Source organism: Myroides albus, assembly GCF_024722315.1.
Taxonomy (GTDB): domain Bacteria; phylum Bacteroidota; class Bacteroidia; order Flavobacteriales; family Flavobacteriaceae; genus Flavobacterium; species Flavobacterium album_A.
The window spans coordinates 1,637,690-1,655,582 of the sequence record NZ_CP102754.1; the positions used below are offsets into that span (position 1 = coordinate 1,637,690).

At 36.6% G+C, this 17,893-nt stretch carries 16 protein-coding genes; 9 read left to right on the plus strand and 7 right to left on the minus strand.

Annotated elements, in window-relative coordinates; genetic code table 11:
- Nucleotides 1-673 precede the first annotated feature (673 nt).
- From NWE55_RS07570 to argH, 8 genes are read left to right on the plus strand one after another with little or no spacing between them, the layout of a single operon-like run.
- Nucleotides 674-1,354 (plus strand): GNAT family N-acetyltransferase, encoded by a 681-nt coding sequence (locus tag NWE55_RS07570; protein ID WP_155091951.1) that lies wholly within the window; start codon nucleotides 674-676, stop codon nucleotides 1,352-1,354.
- A gap of 17 nt (nucleotides 1,355-1,371) precedes the next feature.
- The gene (gene argG / locus NWE55_RS07575; protein ID WP_155091952.1) at nucleotides 1,372-2,559 is read left to right on the plus strand and encodes an argininosuccinate synthase; all 1,188 of its coding nucleotides are present in this window, start codon (nucleotides 1,372-1,374) and stop codon (nucleotides 2,557-2,559) included.
- A 13-nt stretch (nucleotides 2,560-2,572) separates the two neighbouring features.
- Nucleotides 2,573-3,544, plus strand: a complete 972-nt coding sequence (gene argC / locus NWE55_RS07580) for an N-acetyl-gamma-glutamyl-phosphate reductase (RefSeq protein ID WP_155091953.1) — start codon at nucleotides 2,573-2,575, stop codon at nucleotides 3,542-3,544.
- A gap of 12 nt (nucleotides 3,545-3,556) precedes the next feature.
- Nucleotides 3,557-4,696, plus strand: coding sequence for an aspartate aminotransferase family protein (locus NWE55_RS07585; protein ID WP_155091954.1), 1,140 nt, complete (start codon nucleotides 3,557-3,559; stop codon nucleotides 4,694-4,696).
- Between the two features lie 13 nt (nucleotides 4,697-4,709).
- Nucleotides 4,710-5,708 carry a Rossmann-fold NAD(P)-binding domain-containing protein gene (locus tag NWE55_RS07590; protein WP_155091955.1) on the plus strand — a complete coding sequence of 333 codons (999 nt, stop codon included), beginning with the start codon at nucleotides 4,710-4,712 and terminating at the stop codon, nucleotides 5,706-5,708.
- A gap of 3 nt (nucleotides 5,709-5,711) precedes the next feature.
- Nucleotides 5,712-6,491 (plus strand): acetylglutamate kinase, encoded by a 780-nt coding sequence (gene argB, locus NWE55_RS07595; protein ID WP_155091956.1) that lies wholly within the window; start codon nucleotides 5,712-5,714, stop codon nucleotides 6,489-6,491.
- A 43-nt stretch (nucleotides 6,492-6,534) separates the two neighbouring features.
- On the plus strand, nucleotides 6,535-7,593 hold the full coding sequence (locus NWE55_RS07600; protein WP_155091957.1) for a M20 family metallo-hydrolase: 1,059 nt from the start codon (nucleotides 6,535-6,537) through the stop codon (nucleotides 7,591-7,593).
- Nucleotides 7,594-7,596: 3 nt separating this feature from the next.
- On the plus strand, nucleotides 7,597-8,928 hold the full coding sequence (gene argH, locus NWE55_RS07605; RefSeq protein WP_006257999.1) for an argininosuccinate lyase: 1,332 nt from the start codon (nucleotides 7,597-7,599) through the stop codon (nucleotides 8,926-8,928).
- Between the two features lie 400 nt (nucleotides 8,929-9,328).
- Here the strand turns inward: argH and NWE55_RS07610 are convergent, their stop codons facing one another.
- From NWE55_RS07610 to NWE55_RS07620, 3 genes are all read right to left on the minus strand, one after another.
- The gene (locus tag NWE55_RS07610) at nucleotides 9,329-10,384 is read right to left on the minus strand and encodes a ferredoxin--NADP reductase (protein WP_160340165.1); all 1,056 of its coding nucleotides are present in this window, start codon (nucleotides 10,382-10,384) and stop codon (nucleotides 9,329-9,331) included.
- A gap of 591 nt (nucleotides 10,385-10,975) precedes the next feature.
- Nucleotides 10,976-11,992, minus strand: a complete 1,017-nt coding sequence (gene pheS, locus NWE55_RS07615; RefSeq protein ID WP_155091959.1) for a phenylalanine--tRNA ligase subunit alpha — start codon at nucleotides 11,990-11,992, stop codon at nucleotides 10,976-10,978.
- A 91-nt stretch (nucleotides 11,993-12,083) separates the two neighbouring features.
- Complete coding sequence (locus tag NWE55_RS07620; protein ID WP_155091960.1) at nucleotides 12,084-12,440, minus strand: hypothetical protein; 357 nt, start codon at nucleotides 12,438-12,440, stop codon at nucleotides 12,084-12,086.
- Nucleotides 12,441-12,681: 241 nt separating this feature from the next.
- Here NWE55_RS07620 and NWE55_RS07625 point away from each other — a divergent pair, with 241 nt between their 5' ends.
- Nucleotides 12,682-13,224 carry a CvpA family protein gene (locus NWE55_RS07625; protein ID WP_155091961.1) on the plus strand — a complete coding sequence of 181 codons (543 nt, stop codon included), beginning with the start codon at nucleotides 12,682-12,684 and terminating at the stop codon, nucleotides 13,222-13,224.
- A gap of 67 nt (nucleotides 13,225-13,291) precedes the next feature.
- Here the strand turns inward: NWE55_RS07625 and NWE55_RS07630 are convergent, their stop codons facing one another.
- Genes NWE55_RS07630 through NWE55_RS07645 form a run of 4 tightly spaced genes read right to left on the minus strand, consistent with a single transcriptional unit; the run spans nucleotide 13,292 to nucleotide 17,893 of the window.
- The gene (locus tag NWE55_RS07630) at nucleotides 13,292-14,056 is read right to left on the minus strand and encodes a tetratricopeptide repeat protein (protein ID WP_230381507.1); all 765 of its coding nucleotides are present in this window, start codon (nucleotides 14,054-14,056) and stop codon (nucleotides 13,292-13,294) included.
- Between the two features lie 3 nt (nucleotides 14,057-14,059).
- Complete coding sequence (locus tag NWE55_RS07635) at nucleotides 14,060-15,847, minus strand: BatD family protein (RefSeq protein WP_155091962.1); 1,788 nt, start codon at nucleotides 15,845-15,847, stop codon at nucleotides 14,060-14,062.
- A gap of 3 nt (nucleotides 15,848-15,850) precedes the next feature.
- Nucleotides 15,851-16,837, minus strand: coding sequence for a tetratricopeptide repeat protein (locus tag NWE55_RS07640; RefSeq protein WP_258204684.1), 987 nt, complete (start codon nucleotides 16,835-16,837; stop codon nucleotides 15,851-15,853).
- 12 nt (nucleotides 16,838-16,849) lie between these two features.
- Nucleotides 16,850-17,893: a VWA domain-containing protein gene (locus NWE55_RS07645; protein ID WP_155091964.1), complete on the minus strand. Its 1,044-nt coding sequence runs from the start codon at nucleotides 17,891-17,893 to the stop codon at nucleotides 16,850-16,852.

Here is a 17,893-nt window from a genome sequence, read left to right on the forward strand (position 1 = left end):
TTTGCGCTAATGGTAATCCTGTTTTTTAAGTCATTTGAAAGAGGGTGGTCGGCTTGTGGTCGGCATGTGATCGCATAGTGGTCGCATACTTTATAGGCAAATTCATGCGACCACTATGCGATTATTATGCTAACAGACGACTATCACTTAGAAGTTAAACTAATTTTAACGACAGTATTTCACCTTCGCAAATCAAATCTTTTTTTAATGGTGTGTTTATCTGGTTAGAAGGTGAATATGACGTTTTAAAACAAAAACAGCAATAGTTTCACTTCAATATTTTTTTGGTTATGATACTCAATCTTGTAGTATATAAGGCATTGAGGGCTGTTTTATTTTTTTAAGAAAAAGCTTGCATAATCCGATTTAAATTAGAAAACTTTGTCCATGCTTCTTTAAGCACAAATACGATATGAAGAAAACCGATTTAAATATGACTTTTATTTCTGACAACATTGCTCTTGCATTTGTTGCGGTTTCTTCTGTTTCTACATCGCGGGTATCTCGCGTCCGGGCTTAATCTTTTTTAGCCTTTTTTAATATAATGCCTTCTTTGGCATTATATCTGTACATATATCATTGATTTTTAATGCTTTTCAGACAGTTTGTATATTGTTGTACCTATTCGGTATCAATATTTAAGCGCGTTTGATTCCTAATCACTTGTTTTGAAATGAATTCAAATCAGTTTATCGTTATTCCTGCGAATGAAACACACGTAGGATATGCGGAACAAATTTGTGAAGAGATGGCTCAGTCGGCTCTTGCCAGAGGGACGGGTATCGCAAGAAGAAAACCAGAGTACGTAGCTACTAAAATGGTTGAGGGCAAGGCTGTTATCGCTTTGCACGTAGATGGTACGTGGGCTGGTTTTTGTTATATCGAGACATGGAGTCACGGTGATTACGTAGCCAACTCTGGACTGATTGTCAATCCTACTTTTAGAAAAGAAGGGTTGGCCAAAGCGATTAAAAAACGCGTATTCGAATTGTCAAGAGAGAAGTATCCAAAGGCTAAAATATTCGGTCTGACTACAGGGTTTGCTGTGATGAAGATCAACTCAGAATTAGGCTATGAGCCTGTTCCTTATTCAGAATTGACACAAGATGAGATGTTCTGGAAAGGGTGCGAGAGTTGTGTTAACTTCCAAATTTTACAGAGCAAAGAGAAGAAGAACTGTCTGTGTACAGCTATGCTTTGGAACCCTGAAGACAAAGAAAAAGAGCTTCGCAATAAAATAGACCAAAAGGCGAAAGCAAAAGAAAGACTCAAAGGAATGCAAAAAAAGTATTCTTTGCTCAAGAGATTGCAAATGCAATTAAAGAAGACAGTCAAAAAAACGAATCTATTTTAATTTTAAATCCATCTATCATGAACAATAAGAAAGTAGTATTAGCATTTAGCGGAGGATTAGACACGAGCTTCTGCGTCATTTATTTAAAAGAAGAATTAGGGTATGAAGTACACTCTGTAGTGGTAAACACTGGGGGCTTCGACGCTGAGGAAGTGAAGGTTATCGAGGAGAAAGCGTATGCCTTAGGGGTGGCTTCTCATACGACTATAGACGAGACAGAAGATTACTATAACGATAGTGTGAAGTACTTGATATTTGGTAACGTATTGAAGAATGCGACTTACCCATTATCAGTAAGTGCTGAGCGTGTATGTCAAGCTACAGCTATTGCTAATTACGCTAAGAAGATAGGGGCAGAAGCAGTAGCGCATGGTAGTACAGGTGCTGGAAATGATCAGGTGCGTTTCGATATGATCTTTAATATTTTGGTGCCTAATGTACAGATTATTACACCGATTAGAGATTTAAAGTTAAGTAGAGAGGAGGAGATTGACTTCTTGCAAAAACACGGTGTTGAAATCAATGCAGAGAAAGCAAAATACTCAATTAATAAAGGATTATGGGGAACTTCAGTAGGAGGAAAAGAAACCCTAACTTCTCATTTATATTTACCAGAAGAGGCATGGCCTACACCGATTACTAAAGTTACTCCTGAAACAGTGGAGATTACTTTTGAGAAAGGTGAGCCAGTAGCTCTAAATGGTAAGCAACTAAAACCTACTGAGGTTATCCAACAATTACAAGATATGGCACAACCATTTGGTATCGGTAGAGATATCCACGTAGGGGATACGATCATTGGTATCAAAGGTAGAGTTGGTTTTGAAGCAGCAGGACCTATTATTTTAGTGAAAGCTCACCACACTTTAGAGAAACATACGTTGACGAAGTGGCAATTGAGCTGGAAAGAACAATTAGCTTCATTCTATGGTAACTACTTACACGAAGGACAATTCCACGATCCAGTAATGAGAGATATGGAAGCATTCTTGAGTAGTACACAGCAGACCGTAAGTGGAAAAGTTACAGTAGAGTTACACCCACACCGTTTTGTAGTGATAGGTATAGAATCAGCGCATGATCTGATGTCTAATAAGTTTGGTAGCTATGGAGAGATGAACAATGCATGGACAGGCGAAGATGTAAAAGGATTCTCTAAGATTTTTGGTAACCAAGTAATGATTTGGCACAAAGTTAATAACTAAGAGCAATAGAACTATGCAAACAATAAAAGCAGGAATAGTAGGTGGAGCAGGTTACACTGGAGGAGAGTTACTAAGACTTCTCTTACCTCATCCCGCAGTAGAGATTGCCTTTGTACACTCTAATAGTAGTGCAGGTAAGCCTGTATATGAGGTGCATACAGACTTGTTTGGAGATACAGACTTACAGTTTACGAGTACCTTGATGCAGGATATCGATGTACTGTTCTTGTGTATGGGGCATGGCGATTCTAAAGTATTCTTAGCAGAAAATGACATTGATAAGGAGATTAAGATTATAGACCTCAGTCAAGACTTTAGATTAAAAGACACAGCAGGAGAGTTCGTTTACGGATTGCCAGAGCTGAATAAAGAGAAGATAAAGAAAGCGAATTACATCGCTAATCCAGGTTGTTTTGCTACAGCTCTTCAGTTAGCCTTGTTGCCTTTAGCACATGCAGCTAAGATGCCTGAGTCTGTTTATATCAATGCTTTGACAGGATCTACTGGTGCAGGTCAGAGTCTATCTACTACATCTCACTTTAGTTGGAGAGCGAATAATATATCCGTATATAAAGCCTTCACTCACCAACACCTTAGTGAGATAGGAGAAAGCCTTGTACAGTTACAGCCAGACTATGTACAGAACATTAAGTTTATCCCAGAGAGAGGAGACTTTGCGAGAGGGATTTTTGCCAGTGTGATGTTTGAATCGACTTTGACAGAAGAGGAATTGTATAATGTTTATGAGAAGTATTATGCATCGCATCCATTTACGCATGTAAGCAAAAAGGGTATTGACTTAAAGCAAGTGGTAAATACGAATAAATGCTTGGTGTCTATCGTAAAGAATGGAAATGATGTATTAGTGACCAGTGCGATAGATAACCTACTAAAAGGAGCAAGCGGACAAGCTGTTCAAAACATGAACTTGCTATTCGGATTAGACGAAAAAACAGGTTTACAACTAAAAGCTTCGGCTTTCTAACAACGATTTATTATGATGAAATTATATGATGTATACCCACTGAACCCTATCGAGATTGTAAAAGGATTAGGGAGTAGAGTATATGACAACAACGGTCAAGAGTATTTAGACTTATATGGAGGGCACGCTGTGATCTCTATCGGACATACTCATCCGCACTATGTAGCGAGATTAACTGACCAATTAAACAAAATCGGATTTTATTCTAATTCTATAGAAATTCCTCTACAACAGCAATTAGCTGCCTTATTAGGGGAAGTAGCTGGGTTGGACAATTATCAATTGTTTTTGTGTAATTCAGGAGCAGAAGCAAATGAAAACGCTTTAAAATTAGCTTCTTTTTACAATGGTAAAAAGAAAGTAATCGCTTTTGATAAAGCTTTTCACGGGAGAACATCTCTTGCCGTTTCTGCTACTGATAACCCAAAGATAGTTGCCCCAGTTAATCAAACGGAGAACATTGTGTTCTTGCCTTTTAACGATGAAGAGGCTCTTGAACAAGCATTTGCCTCTTATGGTGATGAAGTAACAGCAGTGATTATAGAAGGGATACAAGGTGTAGGAGGAATACAAGTAGCGACTGATAGCTTCTTAGCGAAGATTAGAAGTCTTACTACACAGTACGGAGCTGTATTTATCGCAGACGAAGTACAGTGTGGATATGGACGTACAGGTTCTTTCTATGCAGTGAATGACGGTGGAGTGAGTGCTGATATCTATACGATGGCGAAAGGTATGGGGAACGGATTTCCTATTGGAGCAATGGCGATTGGAGAGCAGTTTAAGCCATGGCATGGACAGTTAGGAACTACTTTTGGAGGAAATCACTTAGCTTGTGCAGCAGCCTTATCTGTATTAGAGGTTATGAAGCAAGACAATCTAATGGCGAATACCGCCCAAGTAGGGAACTACTTAATCAATGAATTAAAGAAATTAGATAAGATACAGGAAGTAAGAGGAAAAGGACTAATGATCGGAATAGACCTTGCTCCTGAGTTAAAAGAGGTTCGCAAAGAACTATTAGTGAAAGATCACATCTTTACGGGTAATGCAAGCCCTAATGTAATTCGGTTGTTACCAGCATTAAATCTGACTCAAGCTGATGCAGATTTATTCTTGGATAAATTCAACAACAGATTACAACAATTCTAAAAAGACAATTACAATGAAACAATTTTTTTCCGTTAACGATATACCTTCCCTATCTAAAGCAGTAAATAGCGCATTAGCGTGTAAGGCAAACCCTTTTGCAGAAGAAACTCTTGGCAAGCACAAAACAATAGGTTTAGTATTCTTAAACCCAAGTTTGCGTACAAGGATGAGTACTCAGAAGGCTGCTATGAACTTAGGGATGAATGTAATGGTGATGAATATGACATCAGACGGTTGGGCTTTAGAGACTAAAGACGGCGTAGTGATGGACGGAAATACAGCAGAGCATATTAGAGAAGCCGCTGCGGTGATGGGTGAGTACTGTGATATATTAGGACTTCGTTCGTTCCCAGGGTTAAAAGATGCTGAGGAAGACTATAGCGAAGAATTGTTTAGCAAGTTCGCTAAGTACTGTGGCAAACCTGTAGTGAGCTTAGAGAGCGCGACAAGACATCCACTACAGAGCTTCACAGACTTAATCACGATAGTAGAGCACTTCGATTATAACTATGACGCTGCACAAGATAAATTAGTACCTCAAGGCAAAAAACCTAAAGTAGTATTGACATGGGCACCGCACGTTAAGGCACTTCCACAGGCAGTACCGAACTCTTTCGCAGAGTGGATGTGTAGAGCTCAGGCAGAAGGTCTTGTAGACTTTGTGGTGACTCATCCAGAAGGTTATGCGCTGAAAGAGGAGTTTACAGCAGGAGCTACAGTGACTACTAATCAGGACGAAGCTTTAGCAGATGCTGACTTCGTATATGTAAAGAACTGGTCGAGTTATGAAGACTACGGACAGATAACGTGTACAGATCAATCTTGGATGTTGACTTTGGATAAATTAGAAGCAACGAATCAAGCCAAAGTAATGCACTGCTTACCTGTTAGACGTGATTTAGTGATCTCGTCAGAAGTATTAGATAGCGATAGTTCTATTGTGATACAAGAAGCAGGAAACAGAGTATGGGCAGCACAAGCTGTATTAAAAGAAATGCTTAAAAACCAATAAATTATGCAAAGCCTTACAGTTATTAAGATAGGAGGTAATATCGTCGATGACGAGTCTGCGTTGAACGCTTTTTTAGACATCTATGCTCGTATAGAAGGCCCTAAGGTCTTAGTACACGGTGGAGGTAAATTAGCTACGCGTATGGCTACTCAGTTAGGGATAGAAACTCAGATGGTCAATGGGCGTCGTATCACTGATGAGGCGATGTTGCCTATAGCTGTAATGGTGTATGCAGGTTTGATAAACAAACAAATCACTGCACAACTTCAAGCAAGAGGTTGTGATGCGATGGGAATCTCAGGAGCAGACGCTAAGCTGATACAGAGTCATAAACGCCCTATCGAGCCGATAGACTACGGCTATGTCGGGGACTTTGAGGCAAGCGATGTGAATGTGATTCGATTACAACAATTGTTAGAGATAGGGATTAATCCTGTATTCTCTGCGATTACGGCTGATAAGGAAGGCCAACTACTAAACACCAATGCAGATACTATTGCTTCTAATATAGCAGTTGCTCTTGCTACTAAGTATAAAGTAGCCTTAGTCTATTGCTTTGAGCGCAAAGGGGTATTGCAGGACATTAACGATGAGAACTCTGTGATCACTACCATTGATCAAGAGAACTTTACACAACTAAAACAACAAGGGGTGATAGCTGATGGTATGTTGCCAAAGATAGAGAACGCTTTGGCGGCTGTCAACCAAGGAGTAGATAAGGTATGTATCAAGAAAGCAGAGGATCTATTAGATATAAAAGCTGGTACTACGATTCAACTTTAATAGAATATAACAAGACAACGACCCATAACTATATAAAACCACAATGAAAGACAACTTATCACAACAGGCAATAGCTTTATTAGAAAGCCTTATAGCATCACCATCTTTTAGTAAAGAAGAGCACTTGACTTCTGATCTAATAGCCAACTTTTTAGAGTCTCATGGAGTAGCTATTCACCGAGAGCTTTTTAATGTATGGGCGTTTAATAAGCATTATGATCCGAGTAAGCCTACGATCTTATTGAACTCTCACCACGATACCGTGAGACCAAATAAAGACTATACCCGTGACCCTTTTAAGCCTGAGGTTATAGATGGCAAGTTGTTCGGATTGGGGAGTAATGATGCTGGAGGGTGCTTGGTCTCTTTAATCGCTACATTTCTACACTTCTATGAGAAAGAGGGGATGAAGTATAACTTCTGTATCGCTGCTACGGCAGAAGAAGAGATATCGGGTAATGATGGCTTAGAATTTGTAATACCTAAATTAGGAGAATTAGAATTCGCTATTGTAGGAGAACCTACACAAATGCACTTAGCTGTAGCAGAACGAGGACTAATGGTACTCGACTGTGTAGCTCATGGGCGCTCAGGACATGCAGCGCGTAATGAAGGAGACAATGCGATATTTAAAGCGATAAAAGATATAGAGTGGTTTAATACCTATCAGTTCCCTAAGGTATCTGAGGAGTTTGGACCTATCAAGATGAGTGTGACGATGATCAATGCAGGTACACAGCATAATGTGGTGCCTTCTACTTGTGACTTTGTAGTAGATGTACGTGTGACAGATGCTTATACAAACGAAGAAGTATTAGAGATAGTGAGACAGCATGTAGACTGTGAGGTCAATGCGCGTTCTACTCGATTAAAGCCTTCGTCTATAGCTAAAGATCACCCTATCGTACAGGCGGGTATAGCCTTGGGTAGAGAGACCTATGGCTCACCTACGACGAGTGACCAAGCCTTGTTAAGTATTCCATCGCTTAAGTGTGGACCTGGCGACTCTGCTCGCTCGCATACAGCAGACGAATTCGTCTATGTAAAGGAGATAGAAGAGGGAATAGCCTTGTATATAGAGATGTTAACGCAAATCGTGTAGCAAATGAAATTATGGCAAAAGAATACCACTGTAGATAGTAATGTAGATACCTTCACAGTAGGACAAGATAGAGTGTTAGATATGAACTTGGCGGCATTTGACGTTATGGGGTCATTAGCACATACACAGATGTTAGAAAGTATAGGATTATTAGAGTCAGAAGACTTAGTCCTTATTCAAAAAGAATTAAAACAGATATACCAAGAGATATTAGCTGGTCAATTCGAGATAGAAGATGATGTAGAAGATATACACTCTCAAGTAGAGTTATTATTGACCAGAAGAATAGGTGAGGCTGGTAAGAAGATACACTCAGGACGTTCAAGAAACGACCAAGTATTAGTAGACCTTAAACTTTATTTTCGCCATGAGATAGAGGAGATTGTGACTAAGACGAAGGAGGTATTTGATACACTACAGCAATTGAGCAATCAGTATAAAGATGTATTACTGCCTGGCTATACGCATTTACAAATCGCAATGCCTTCGTCATTTGGCTTGTGGTTTGGGGCGTATGCAGAGAGCCTTGTAGACGATTTAGAGATGATGCTGGCTGCGTGGAAGGTGACGAATAAGAACCCATTGGGATCAGCTGCAGGTTATGGTTCATCATTTCCACTAAACAGACAGATGACTACAGACCTATTAGGCTTTCAGTCTATGAACTATAATGTAGTGTATGCACAGATGGGCAGAGGGAAGACGGAGCGTATCTTAGCACAAGGGTTAAGCGCTATTGCAGCTACTTTAGCTAAGTTCGCGATGGATGGATGCTTGTATATGAGTCAGAATATGGGCTTTATCAAATTCCCAGATCATTTGACTACAGGTTCGAGCATTATGCCACATAAGAAGAATCCAGACGTTTTAGAGCTTATTCGTTCAAGATGTAATAAGATACAAGCCTTGCCTAACGAAATAGCCTTAATGACTACTAATTTGCCTTCTGGGTACCACAGAGATCTTCAGTTGTTAAAAGAGAACTTGTTCCCAGCTTTCACTTCATTGAAAGAGTGTTTAGATATTCTGAAATTGATGTTGGACAATATAGAGGTGAATAAAGAGATATTAAGCGATCCGAAATACGACTATTTGTTTAGCGTTGAGGTAGTGAATGATTATGTGCTAAAGGGGATGCCTTTTAGAGAAGCATATAAAGAGATAGGGCTGTCGATAGAGGCAGGTACTTATCAACCGTCAAAAGAGGTAAACCATACACACGAAGGTAGTGTAGGTAACCTGATGAATGAAGCAATCAAAGGAGAGTTTGACCGTGTGTACACGTCATTCAACTTTGACCAAGTAAATGAGAAACTAGTAAGTTTAGTGTTGTGATAGATTGAAAGAGGCTTTTCCACGCGGTGGGAGAGCCTTTTTATTTATAATAGTTTATTTTGCCTTTTAATTGAAGCTAATGTGCATTAAAATAGGTAACGCTATTTTTTATGATATAAAGTAGATGAATTGTAAGTTTATTGCGCCTTATTTGTGCTTTTTTATAAAAAATATTTAAATTTTGTTAAAAAGTGAAATAAGTTTTGGTTGTCAAAAAAAATTAAATACATTTATACAAAATATGATAATAATCATATTTTAATTCCTGACTTTAATTCCTAAAACGAAGTAGGAGTGACCAATTAAATTAAAAGTGAAGCTAAGTTGAAAAAGAGGTTATATGAAAATATAACCTCTTTTTTGTTTTTTGTATGTAGTGATTATTGCCTTGAGCAATTTTTTAAATATCATCGTAATCAACGTAGATCTCATCAGAAGTAACAATTGCTTGACAAGACAGAATTAGACCATCTTCTACTTCTTGGTCCGTTAGAATACTGTTGAGTTTCATCGTAGCAGATCCTTTTATAATACGGCACATACAAGAACTACAGATACCACCTTGACAAGAATAAGGAGCATCTACACCTGCCTCAAGAACACCATTTAACAACACTTGATCTTTTGCCATTTCGAAAGTAGTTTCATCATCATCAACCAAAGCAGTTACTTTAATTGTTCCTCCACCAGTTATTTCTATTGGAGCAGCTCCATCTGTATTAGGTGTAAAGATTTCAAATGAGATATTTTCCTTAGTGACTCCTCTATCTTGTAGAGTAGCACTTACTGTATCAATCATATCTTCAGGACCGCAAATGTAGAATTGTTGAAAGGTTGTATCCTTGTGTTTATTGTTAACTACAAAGTTGATTGCTGCTTTATCTATACGTCCAAAAATTGAATCGTTTTCTCTAATACGAGAGTAAACGAAGTGGATAAACAAACGTTCTTTGTACTGCTCTTGCAGTCTGTATAACTCATCGCGGAAGATTGTCTCCTCAGCATTTTTATTCCCATAGATGAGTACAAATTTGCTGTTTGGTTCTTGTTCTAATGTTGTTTTTAAAATAGCAATCACTGGAGTGATTCCACTACCAGCAGCAAATGCAGCATAGTTATTAGATACAGTAGCATTCGGTTCGAATGTAAATCTTCCTTCAGGAGCCTCAACTTCTAATTGATCACCTGCTTTCAGTATTTCATTTGCGTAACTTGAGAATATTCCATTTTCAACTTTCTTTACGGCAATTCTCAATTCTCCACTGGTAGGAGTTGAGCAGATAGAATAGGCTCTGCGAATCTCTTTCCCCTCATGTTGATATTTAATATTGAGATATTGCCCTGCTGTGAATTTATAATCCTGTTGTAAATCGGCTGGAATATCAAATGCTATTGATACTGCGTTAGGAGTCTCTCTGCGAACTTCTTTTACAGTTAATAGATTAAATCTTGACATAGTTAGTTTAGTTTGAACTGACAAAAATACAAAAGTGATTGAGTAAAAGGTAAACTTATTCTTATTATGAAGCTTTCTTTTACAGTTTATTAACTATTTAAGGTACATACTATTATGCGTGCATAGTTTTAATGCGCAGTTTATACTATAATCTACTTAGATTGTTTCTTTTGAGATGTCTTACTTTTTTTTTGAATAATTTTTCGAGTCAGCTGTAACAATGATTGAGAATGTACGTCTAATTGAAAATAGAAAGCCTTTTATTAATGCAAGCGATTCATGCGGAATATTTGATTTGTATTATTCTGTTGCCTTGGTTTGTTTTATTTTAGGACCTTAGAATAAAGGGTTTTTTATTGAATCTAAAAAGATAACATATTGTTTCTTAGTGATTTGATCTTGTTTCAAGTGTAAGGGATTATACTGTAGAAGAATTAGGGGGTAACCCATTGAATAGGAATATTTACTTTGTTTTGATTCTTTTGATGTTAGTTCAAAAGACGTAAAATTATAGCAGAGGTAATTATATTAGTTAGTAGTATGCAAAAAGGTCACTTCGAATGAAGTGACCTTTTATTATTGTGTATCTAATTAGAAACTTGCTTTAAATTGTTCTAAGAAGCGAACATCGTTTTCGTAGAACATACGGATATCTCCGATTTGGTATAATAACATTGCGATACGCTCAATTCCCATACCAAAGGCAAAACCACTATATTCGGTAGGATCGATATTACAGTTCTTAAGAACATTTGGATCAACCATACCACATCCCATAATCTCTAACCATCCAGTTCCTTTTGTAATTCGGTAATCTGTTTCGGTTTTAAGACCCCAATAGATATCTACTTCAGCACTTGGTTCAGTAAAAGGGAAATACGAAGGACGCAATCTAATCTTAGATTTTCCAAACATCTCTTTTGTGAAGTATAACAAGGTTTGTTTTAAATCAGCGAAAGAAACGTCTTTGTCAATATATAAACCTTCAACTTGGTGGAATATACAGTGTGAACGTGATGAAATAGCTTCGTTTCTAAATACGCGCCCTGGAGAAATAGTTCTCAATGGAGGTGTATTCTTTTCCATATAACGCACTTGTACAGATGATGTATGTGTACGCAGTAAGTGCTCTGGATTGGTTTGAACGAAGAAAGTATCTTGCATATCACGTGCTGGGTGATATTCCGGGAAGTTCAACGCAGAGAAATTATGCCAGTCATCCTCTATTTCAGGACCTTCAGATATATTAAATCCAATACTATTGAAGATATCTACGATTTGGTTTTTTACTAATGAAATAGGATGTCTTGAACCAATTTCTAAAGGGTAACCTGGTCTTGTAAGATCTCCATATAAACCTTGTATATCTTTTGACTCTAGTTCTTCTTGAATTGATTTTACTTTAGCCTCAACAATATTTTTTAACGAGTTGATTATCTGACCAAACTCTTTTTTTTGCTCGTTCGGCACAGTTTTAAAGTGTGCGAATAGGTCATTTAAGATTCCTTTCTTTGATAAGAATTTAATTCTAAATGCTTCAAGCGTCTCTTTATTATCGGTGTGAAATAACTCTGCTTCACCGATGTATTCTTTTATTTTATCTATCATCTTAAGTAAAGTAAAGCGCAAATTTACTGCTTTTCAATTAGACATTAAAATTTTAAAACCTTATTCTTTTGATAATTCTTTGTAATGTAGCTTATTCTATAAACTTATTCTCCAGGAAGTAATTTACAATTGCTTCTTTCATTAATACACTTTGTTCACCTGCTTTTAATGCTGGTAAGTGCTCTAAAGTTTTGTAGTGAGGCCAACCGTCATTGTCAAAGTATTCAAACTCATAGTACCCATAAGGCTCTAATAATTTACATATTGCAATGTGCATTAGGTTTATTTTTTCGTCTTTCTTATAGCGTTTTTTTATTTTTCCTAATTCTTGTACGCCTATTAAATATATAATTGCTTCTAAGTCTAATGTTTCACCATCTCCAAAGCGCTCTGATATTTTGGTAACAACCGATTGCCATCGTTGTTTTAATTGTTCATCTCTTGCCATATTATTTTATAATAAGTTGACAAAGATACAATTTGCAATTTGATTCTGTTTTATTCTGTTGAGGTTGATACCATATTTTACAAATTGGAATCATTATTGTATAACGGACTAAGATTGAATTGTTTTTTTGAGGTTTGTCTTTTTGAGATAATGCGCAAAAAGACCTGATTTTGGATGAATTATTTTTTAAAGTAAGTCATAAGATGAGTTTTTGTAATATATTCGTAATAAAAATAGGTTGATGGTTTTAGATATAATCACTGGTATTGTTTTAGTATATGGTATTTATATAGGTTTGAAGAAAGGTTTGTTTGTTTCTGTAGCAGCCTTTTTATCAATTCTTATTGGTATAATTGGCGCTTTGAAGTTTTCGAACGTTGTCAAAGAATTGCTGTTCACTAAATTAGGATGGGATACCTCTTTTCTGCCTATTATCTCTTTTATCTTGACCTTCTTCTTATCGATTTTACTTGTGAAATTCGTCGCTAATATGCTGACTAAGGTTTTCGAGACTGTTTATTTAGGTTTTGTTAATCGACTTTTTGGTGCTTTGTTCCAAATCCTTGTAGTTATCTTGGTAGGAAGTGTTTTTCTTAGTTTATTCGATGAGGTAAATAATATATTCAAGCTTGTGGAAACAGAAACTTTGCAGCAGTCTTATAGTTATAAGACTTACTTAGTTTTATCGGAAGACATTCTACCAAGTTTGTACAATATGGTTAAGTCCTTGTTTGCAAGAAGCGTGGACATGCTTACTACACCAGAGGAACCTACAGCTGTTTAATCGATTGTGTATAGGGCTAAAAATAAAAAAGGGGACAAAAGAAATTATTCTTTTGTCCCCTTTTTTACTATATCACTTTGATGGATTTCTTCTCTATCCAACCCTCTTCTTGGTTGTCCAATTGTACCTTTATCCAAAGAGATTTTTCTTCCAATACATGAACTCTTGTTCCTTCGTGGAGCTCTCTAATGGTATCAGAAGTATGTCGCGCTTCACTTTTTAGCTCTAAGACTTTGTCGAAAATGATTCCTGAATAAGCGTCACTTTTATAATGGTCTTCAAAGTAAGCGCTATAAGCTGTCACTAAACTTAAAAAGAGAAAGAGTATAAGGCAGGTAAAGCTTAGTTTCTTTACATTACTTTTAGTGGTTAAATAGTAGCAGATAAAGCAAATTAAGACTAAGAATGCTGCAAGTGTACTCAGAGTAGCCCATTGATTAACTGTTAGTATTCCTAAACTTTGGTGTATGATATCTTGTTGGTCGTATTCTTTTACAATAGTAATATCATCTTCAAGATTCTTTCGAGCATAATTTAGATTTGTGAGAAAGGCCTGGGTATCTGGAGCTAACTTTAGCGCTTTTTCATAATAGTAAATAGCATCTGTATTGTTATTTAATTTATAATAAGCATTGGCCAAATTGAAGAAAACCTCAGGAGAATTATCTTTCTCTTGGATTAACTCGTGATAGATTTCTATAGCCTTTGCATAATTCTCTTTTATATATAAGCTATTAGCATTGTCAAACTTCTTTTCCCACTGACTTTTGTCTTGTGCGAAAGAAACAGATGGTAAAGCAAATAATAGGATATAGATTATATATTTCATCATTGTTTACTTTAATTGTTTTTCTAATTGACTTATTACTTGTATAGCAGATTCGTAATCTTTGTTTGTATCTACCTGTTCAGTGGGAGTGTATCTTGCCCATTCACAAGCATTCTTTAGCTCCATAAATGCAGTAATTTGCTCCTCTGTCACTTGGTTATCTTGCAGTAGATCCTGAATTGTTTCATTACTCATCTCTGATGTTTCTATTTTTAGTTTAGCCTTAAGGAAGTTGTGTAAGCAACGTTCTAAAGCTTCATAGAAACTATCTTTGTCTTTTAAGTGCTTTTTAGCTTCCGATAAATATTTGCGCGCTAATCGGTTGTTCGTGCGTAATCGGTTTCCTTCTATGTCATTGTCTAAAGAGCGTTTTCTATTCACAGCCAATACAAAGAATGGAATTGCAGCTATTGGAAATAATGTCAATAGGTAATAAGTAGTCGACAACCAATAAGCTGTTTCGGATTCAGTAGAAATAAAAGTAGCCGTGTTCTCTATGGGTTGAAATAGTTCACTATTGTCTATTGCCTCAGAGTCTTGAGCATGTTGAATTGTTGTGTTTGTTGGCAATGCAGGCCCATCTATAACGGCAATCTTTAGACTATCTGTCGAAATGGTTTTATACGATTTACTCGATAGATCAAAGTATGAAAACTCCATAGGCTGAATATAGTAATCCCCTTTGTATTGCGGAATAATAGTATATTCATTTGCTCTTTTTCCCTGTAATCCGAATACAGTTGGAGTAACCTTCTCTGTGTAAACGGGGTCATATAACTCTAATGCCGAATGAGCTTTTGGCTCGGGAATCGTTAATAAATTCAGGTTCCCTTGACCAGATACTTCCACTTTTAAGGTGAATGGATCACCAGCTTTTAACTCTCTTTTGGAAGGAGTAACCTTAAAGTTGAGTTTTCCTACGCCACCACTGAAATTGAGTGGTTTACCTTGCTCTGGCAATGCTTTGCTATTTATAGTAACCTTATTGGTGCCAATTTCTTTTTCGACATAGCCAACTTCAGGAAAACCGAAGAAATCTCGTCTACCTGTATAAACTTGCGCTTGAACATCAAGAACAAGTGGATCTATAGTATAACTACCTACTTCTTGTGCCATAACTACATCTCTTTTGATTTCGATGTAGTTGTATGTTTCTCCTTTGTATTTCCCAACCTTTATTTCAGGTTGTCTTGTTGGGGGAATAGTATGTACCCAAAAATCTTTGTACGTAGGTATTTTTTTACCACTATAACCAGAGAGTCCTTCTTTAAAATATATTTTAAAACTAATGTTTACTGGCTCATTAACATAAGGATTCGCGTTGCTAACCTCGGTCACTAAATGTATGTGCTCGAGGGATTGTTGTTGAATTTGATTTAATTCACCACTACGTCCCCTGTTTGGAGTATTTTGCTTTTGTACTGCGTCAACAAAAGTAATGGATAGGGGATTAGTTTTATATTCTTTACCCTCAATCTCAATAGTGGCAGGTCCAATTTTGAAATTACCTTTTCGAGTCGATTGTAAGAAATAAGAATAAGTCTTCGAAAAAGTCTTTTTGCCATTTATCCATGACTGACTAACAGCTTGATTAGGCCCTCCAACGATTTTTAAACCATTGAAGTTTGGTGGGGTAAAGTTATCTCCATCACCATCCATTACGAAGTCAATACGAACATGTTCATTTAGGGGCACATTTTCTCTGCTAACTTTTGCTTCGAAAGTGTATTGTGCCCATAATGCTTGACTACAGATAAAACATATTAATAGTATGTATTTCTGAAATGATTTCATTTTCTACCAGTCTTTTTTGCGTTCATTCTTTTTGTCACCCGTATTTTTTCCTTGTGTGGCAGCCCCTTTGCCTTTGTTGATGATTCGTTGTTGTACTTGTTTCTCTTTTGTTTCAAGTGACTGTAATATCTGATTCATTTGAGCTTGTGTTGCCGTTTGTGGCATTTGACTCATATTACTTGGCATTGGCTGCTGTTGTGATGGTTGATTCTCTTTATCCTTGTCAGAGTTGTCTTTATCTCCATCTTTTTCATCAGAATCTTCCTTGTCCTCTTCTTTATTTTCTTGCTTCTTGTTATCCTTGTTTTGAGGTTTTTTATTTTCCTCCTCTTTGTTTTCTTCTCCTTTTTTATCTTTCGGATCTTTATCCTGATCCTTTTTATCTTTATCCTGACCATTTTGGTCTTTATCTTGACCTTGTTGATCTTTGTTTTGATCCTGTTGATCTTTGTTTTGATCCTGTTGATCTTTGTTTTGATCCTGTTGATCTTTGTTTTGATCCTGTTGATCTTTGTTTTGATCCTGTTGATCTTTGTTTTGATCTTGTTGATCTTTATTTTGCTGCTGCTGATTTAGTTTTTTTGCGACAGCATAATTATACCTTGTTTCTTCATCTTTCGGATTATTTTTCAGTGCAGACTTGTATGCTTGTTCGGCTGCTTTATAATCCTTTAATTTCATATATGAGTTACCTATATTGTGGTAGGCAAGGTGTTTTTCAGATTTAGAATCGGCAACTTTAATAGCACGTTCATAAGCCGAAATAGCTTCTTTTGTTCTACCTTGTTTTAGCAAGGCATTCCCTAAATTATATTCGGCTGTAGCATTGTTTTCCAATTTAGAATTAGCTATTCTATAGGATGCTTCAGCTTGTGCGTAATGTTTTTGTTCATATCCTTCATTTCCTTTACTTAGGGCTCTACCAGCACTTTGTGCAAAAGTAGCTAAGGACATAAAAAAGAAAGTTATTATATATAATAAGTGCTTCATAATCAAAAATCATTAATCATTATCTTCATTCTTTTCATTGAACAGGTTTAGATTTTTCATCCATTGTGTTTTGCGCTCTAAAATGAATAAGTCAATGAAAATTAAAATAAATGCAAATGCCAAAAACCACTGAAATTGTGATTGATATTCAGAAATCTGTTGAGATTCAAAGTCTGTTTTTTGAATCTTATTCAAGTCATTTTTAACTAAATCAACGACTTCTTGGGTATTAGATCCATAGTAATATTTGCCTCCCGTTTTTTCTGCAATGTGTTTTAAAGTATTTGGATTGAGTTTTGTAATCACAATTTCGTTGTCCCAATCTTTTTTATACTCAACGCCTTTGGCAGTGCGAATAGGTATTGGACCTCCTTTTTCAGTACCCACTCCGATAGTGATAATCTTTATTCCTTTTTGAGAAGCAATAGCGATAGCGCCATCCATTTCTTCTCCGTGATCTTCACCATCAGAAATGAGGATCATCACTTTACTGGTATTTGGGTTATCATAAAAGTTACTCGCTTCATAGATTGCATCTTCAAAAGCGGTACCTTGAGAGGATACCATATCCGTATTCATGGTTTGCAAATACATTTTTGCAGCATAGTGGTCTGTTGTAATTGGAAGCATCGGGAAAGCTGTTCCAGCATAGCCAACTATTCCAACTCTATCAGGTCCGAGATTATTGATAATCTGTGAAACCAGTTGTTTCATTTTAGCCAAACGATCTGGCGCCATGTCCTCTGCAAGCATACTCTTAGAAACATCCAAGGTAAATACAATGTCAATACCCTGACGTTTGACTGTTATCAATTTGGTTCCAATTTTCGGATTAACTAATCCTATTACAATCGAAACTAATGCCATAAGATAAAGACCAGCCTTGATGATTGACTTATTCTTAGATCTGTTTGGCGCTAATATTTTCATTGCTTTGTGCGTAGCAAAAGTAGATTGCTTTCTTTTCTTCCATAGCAAATCAGCAATGATAAGACCTACAATTGCTGCAATTACAATTAATAAAAGAAAGTATTTTTTATTATCAAGTTCCCACAT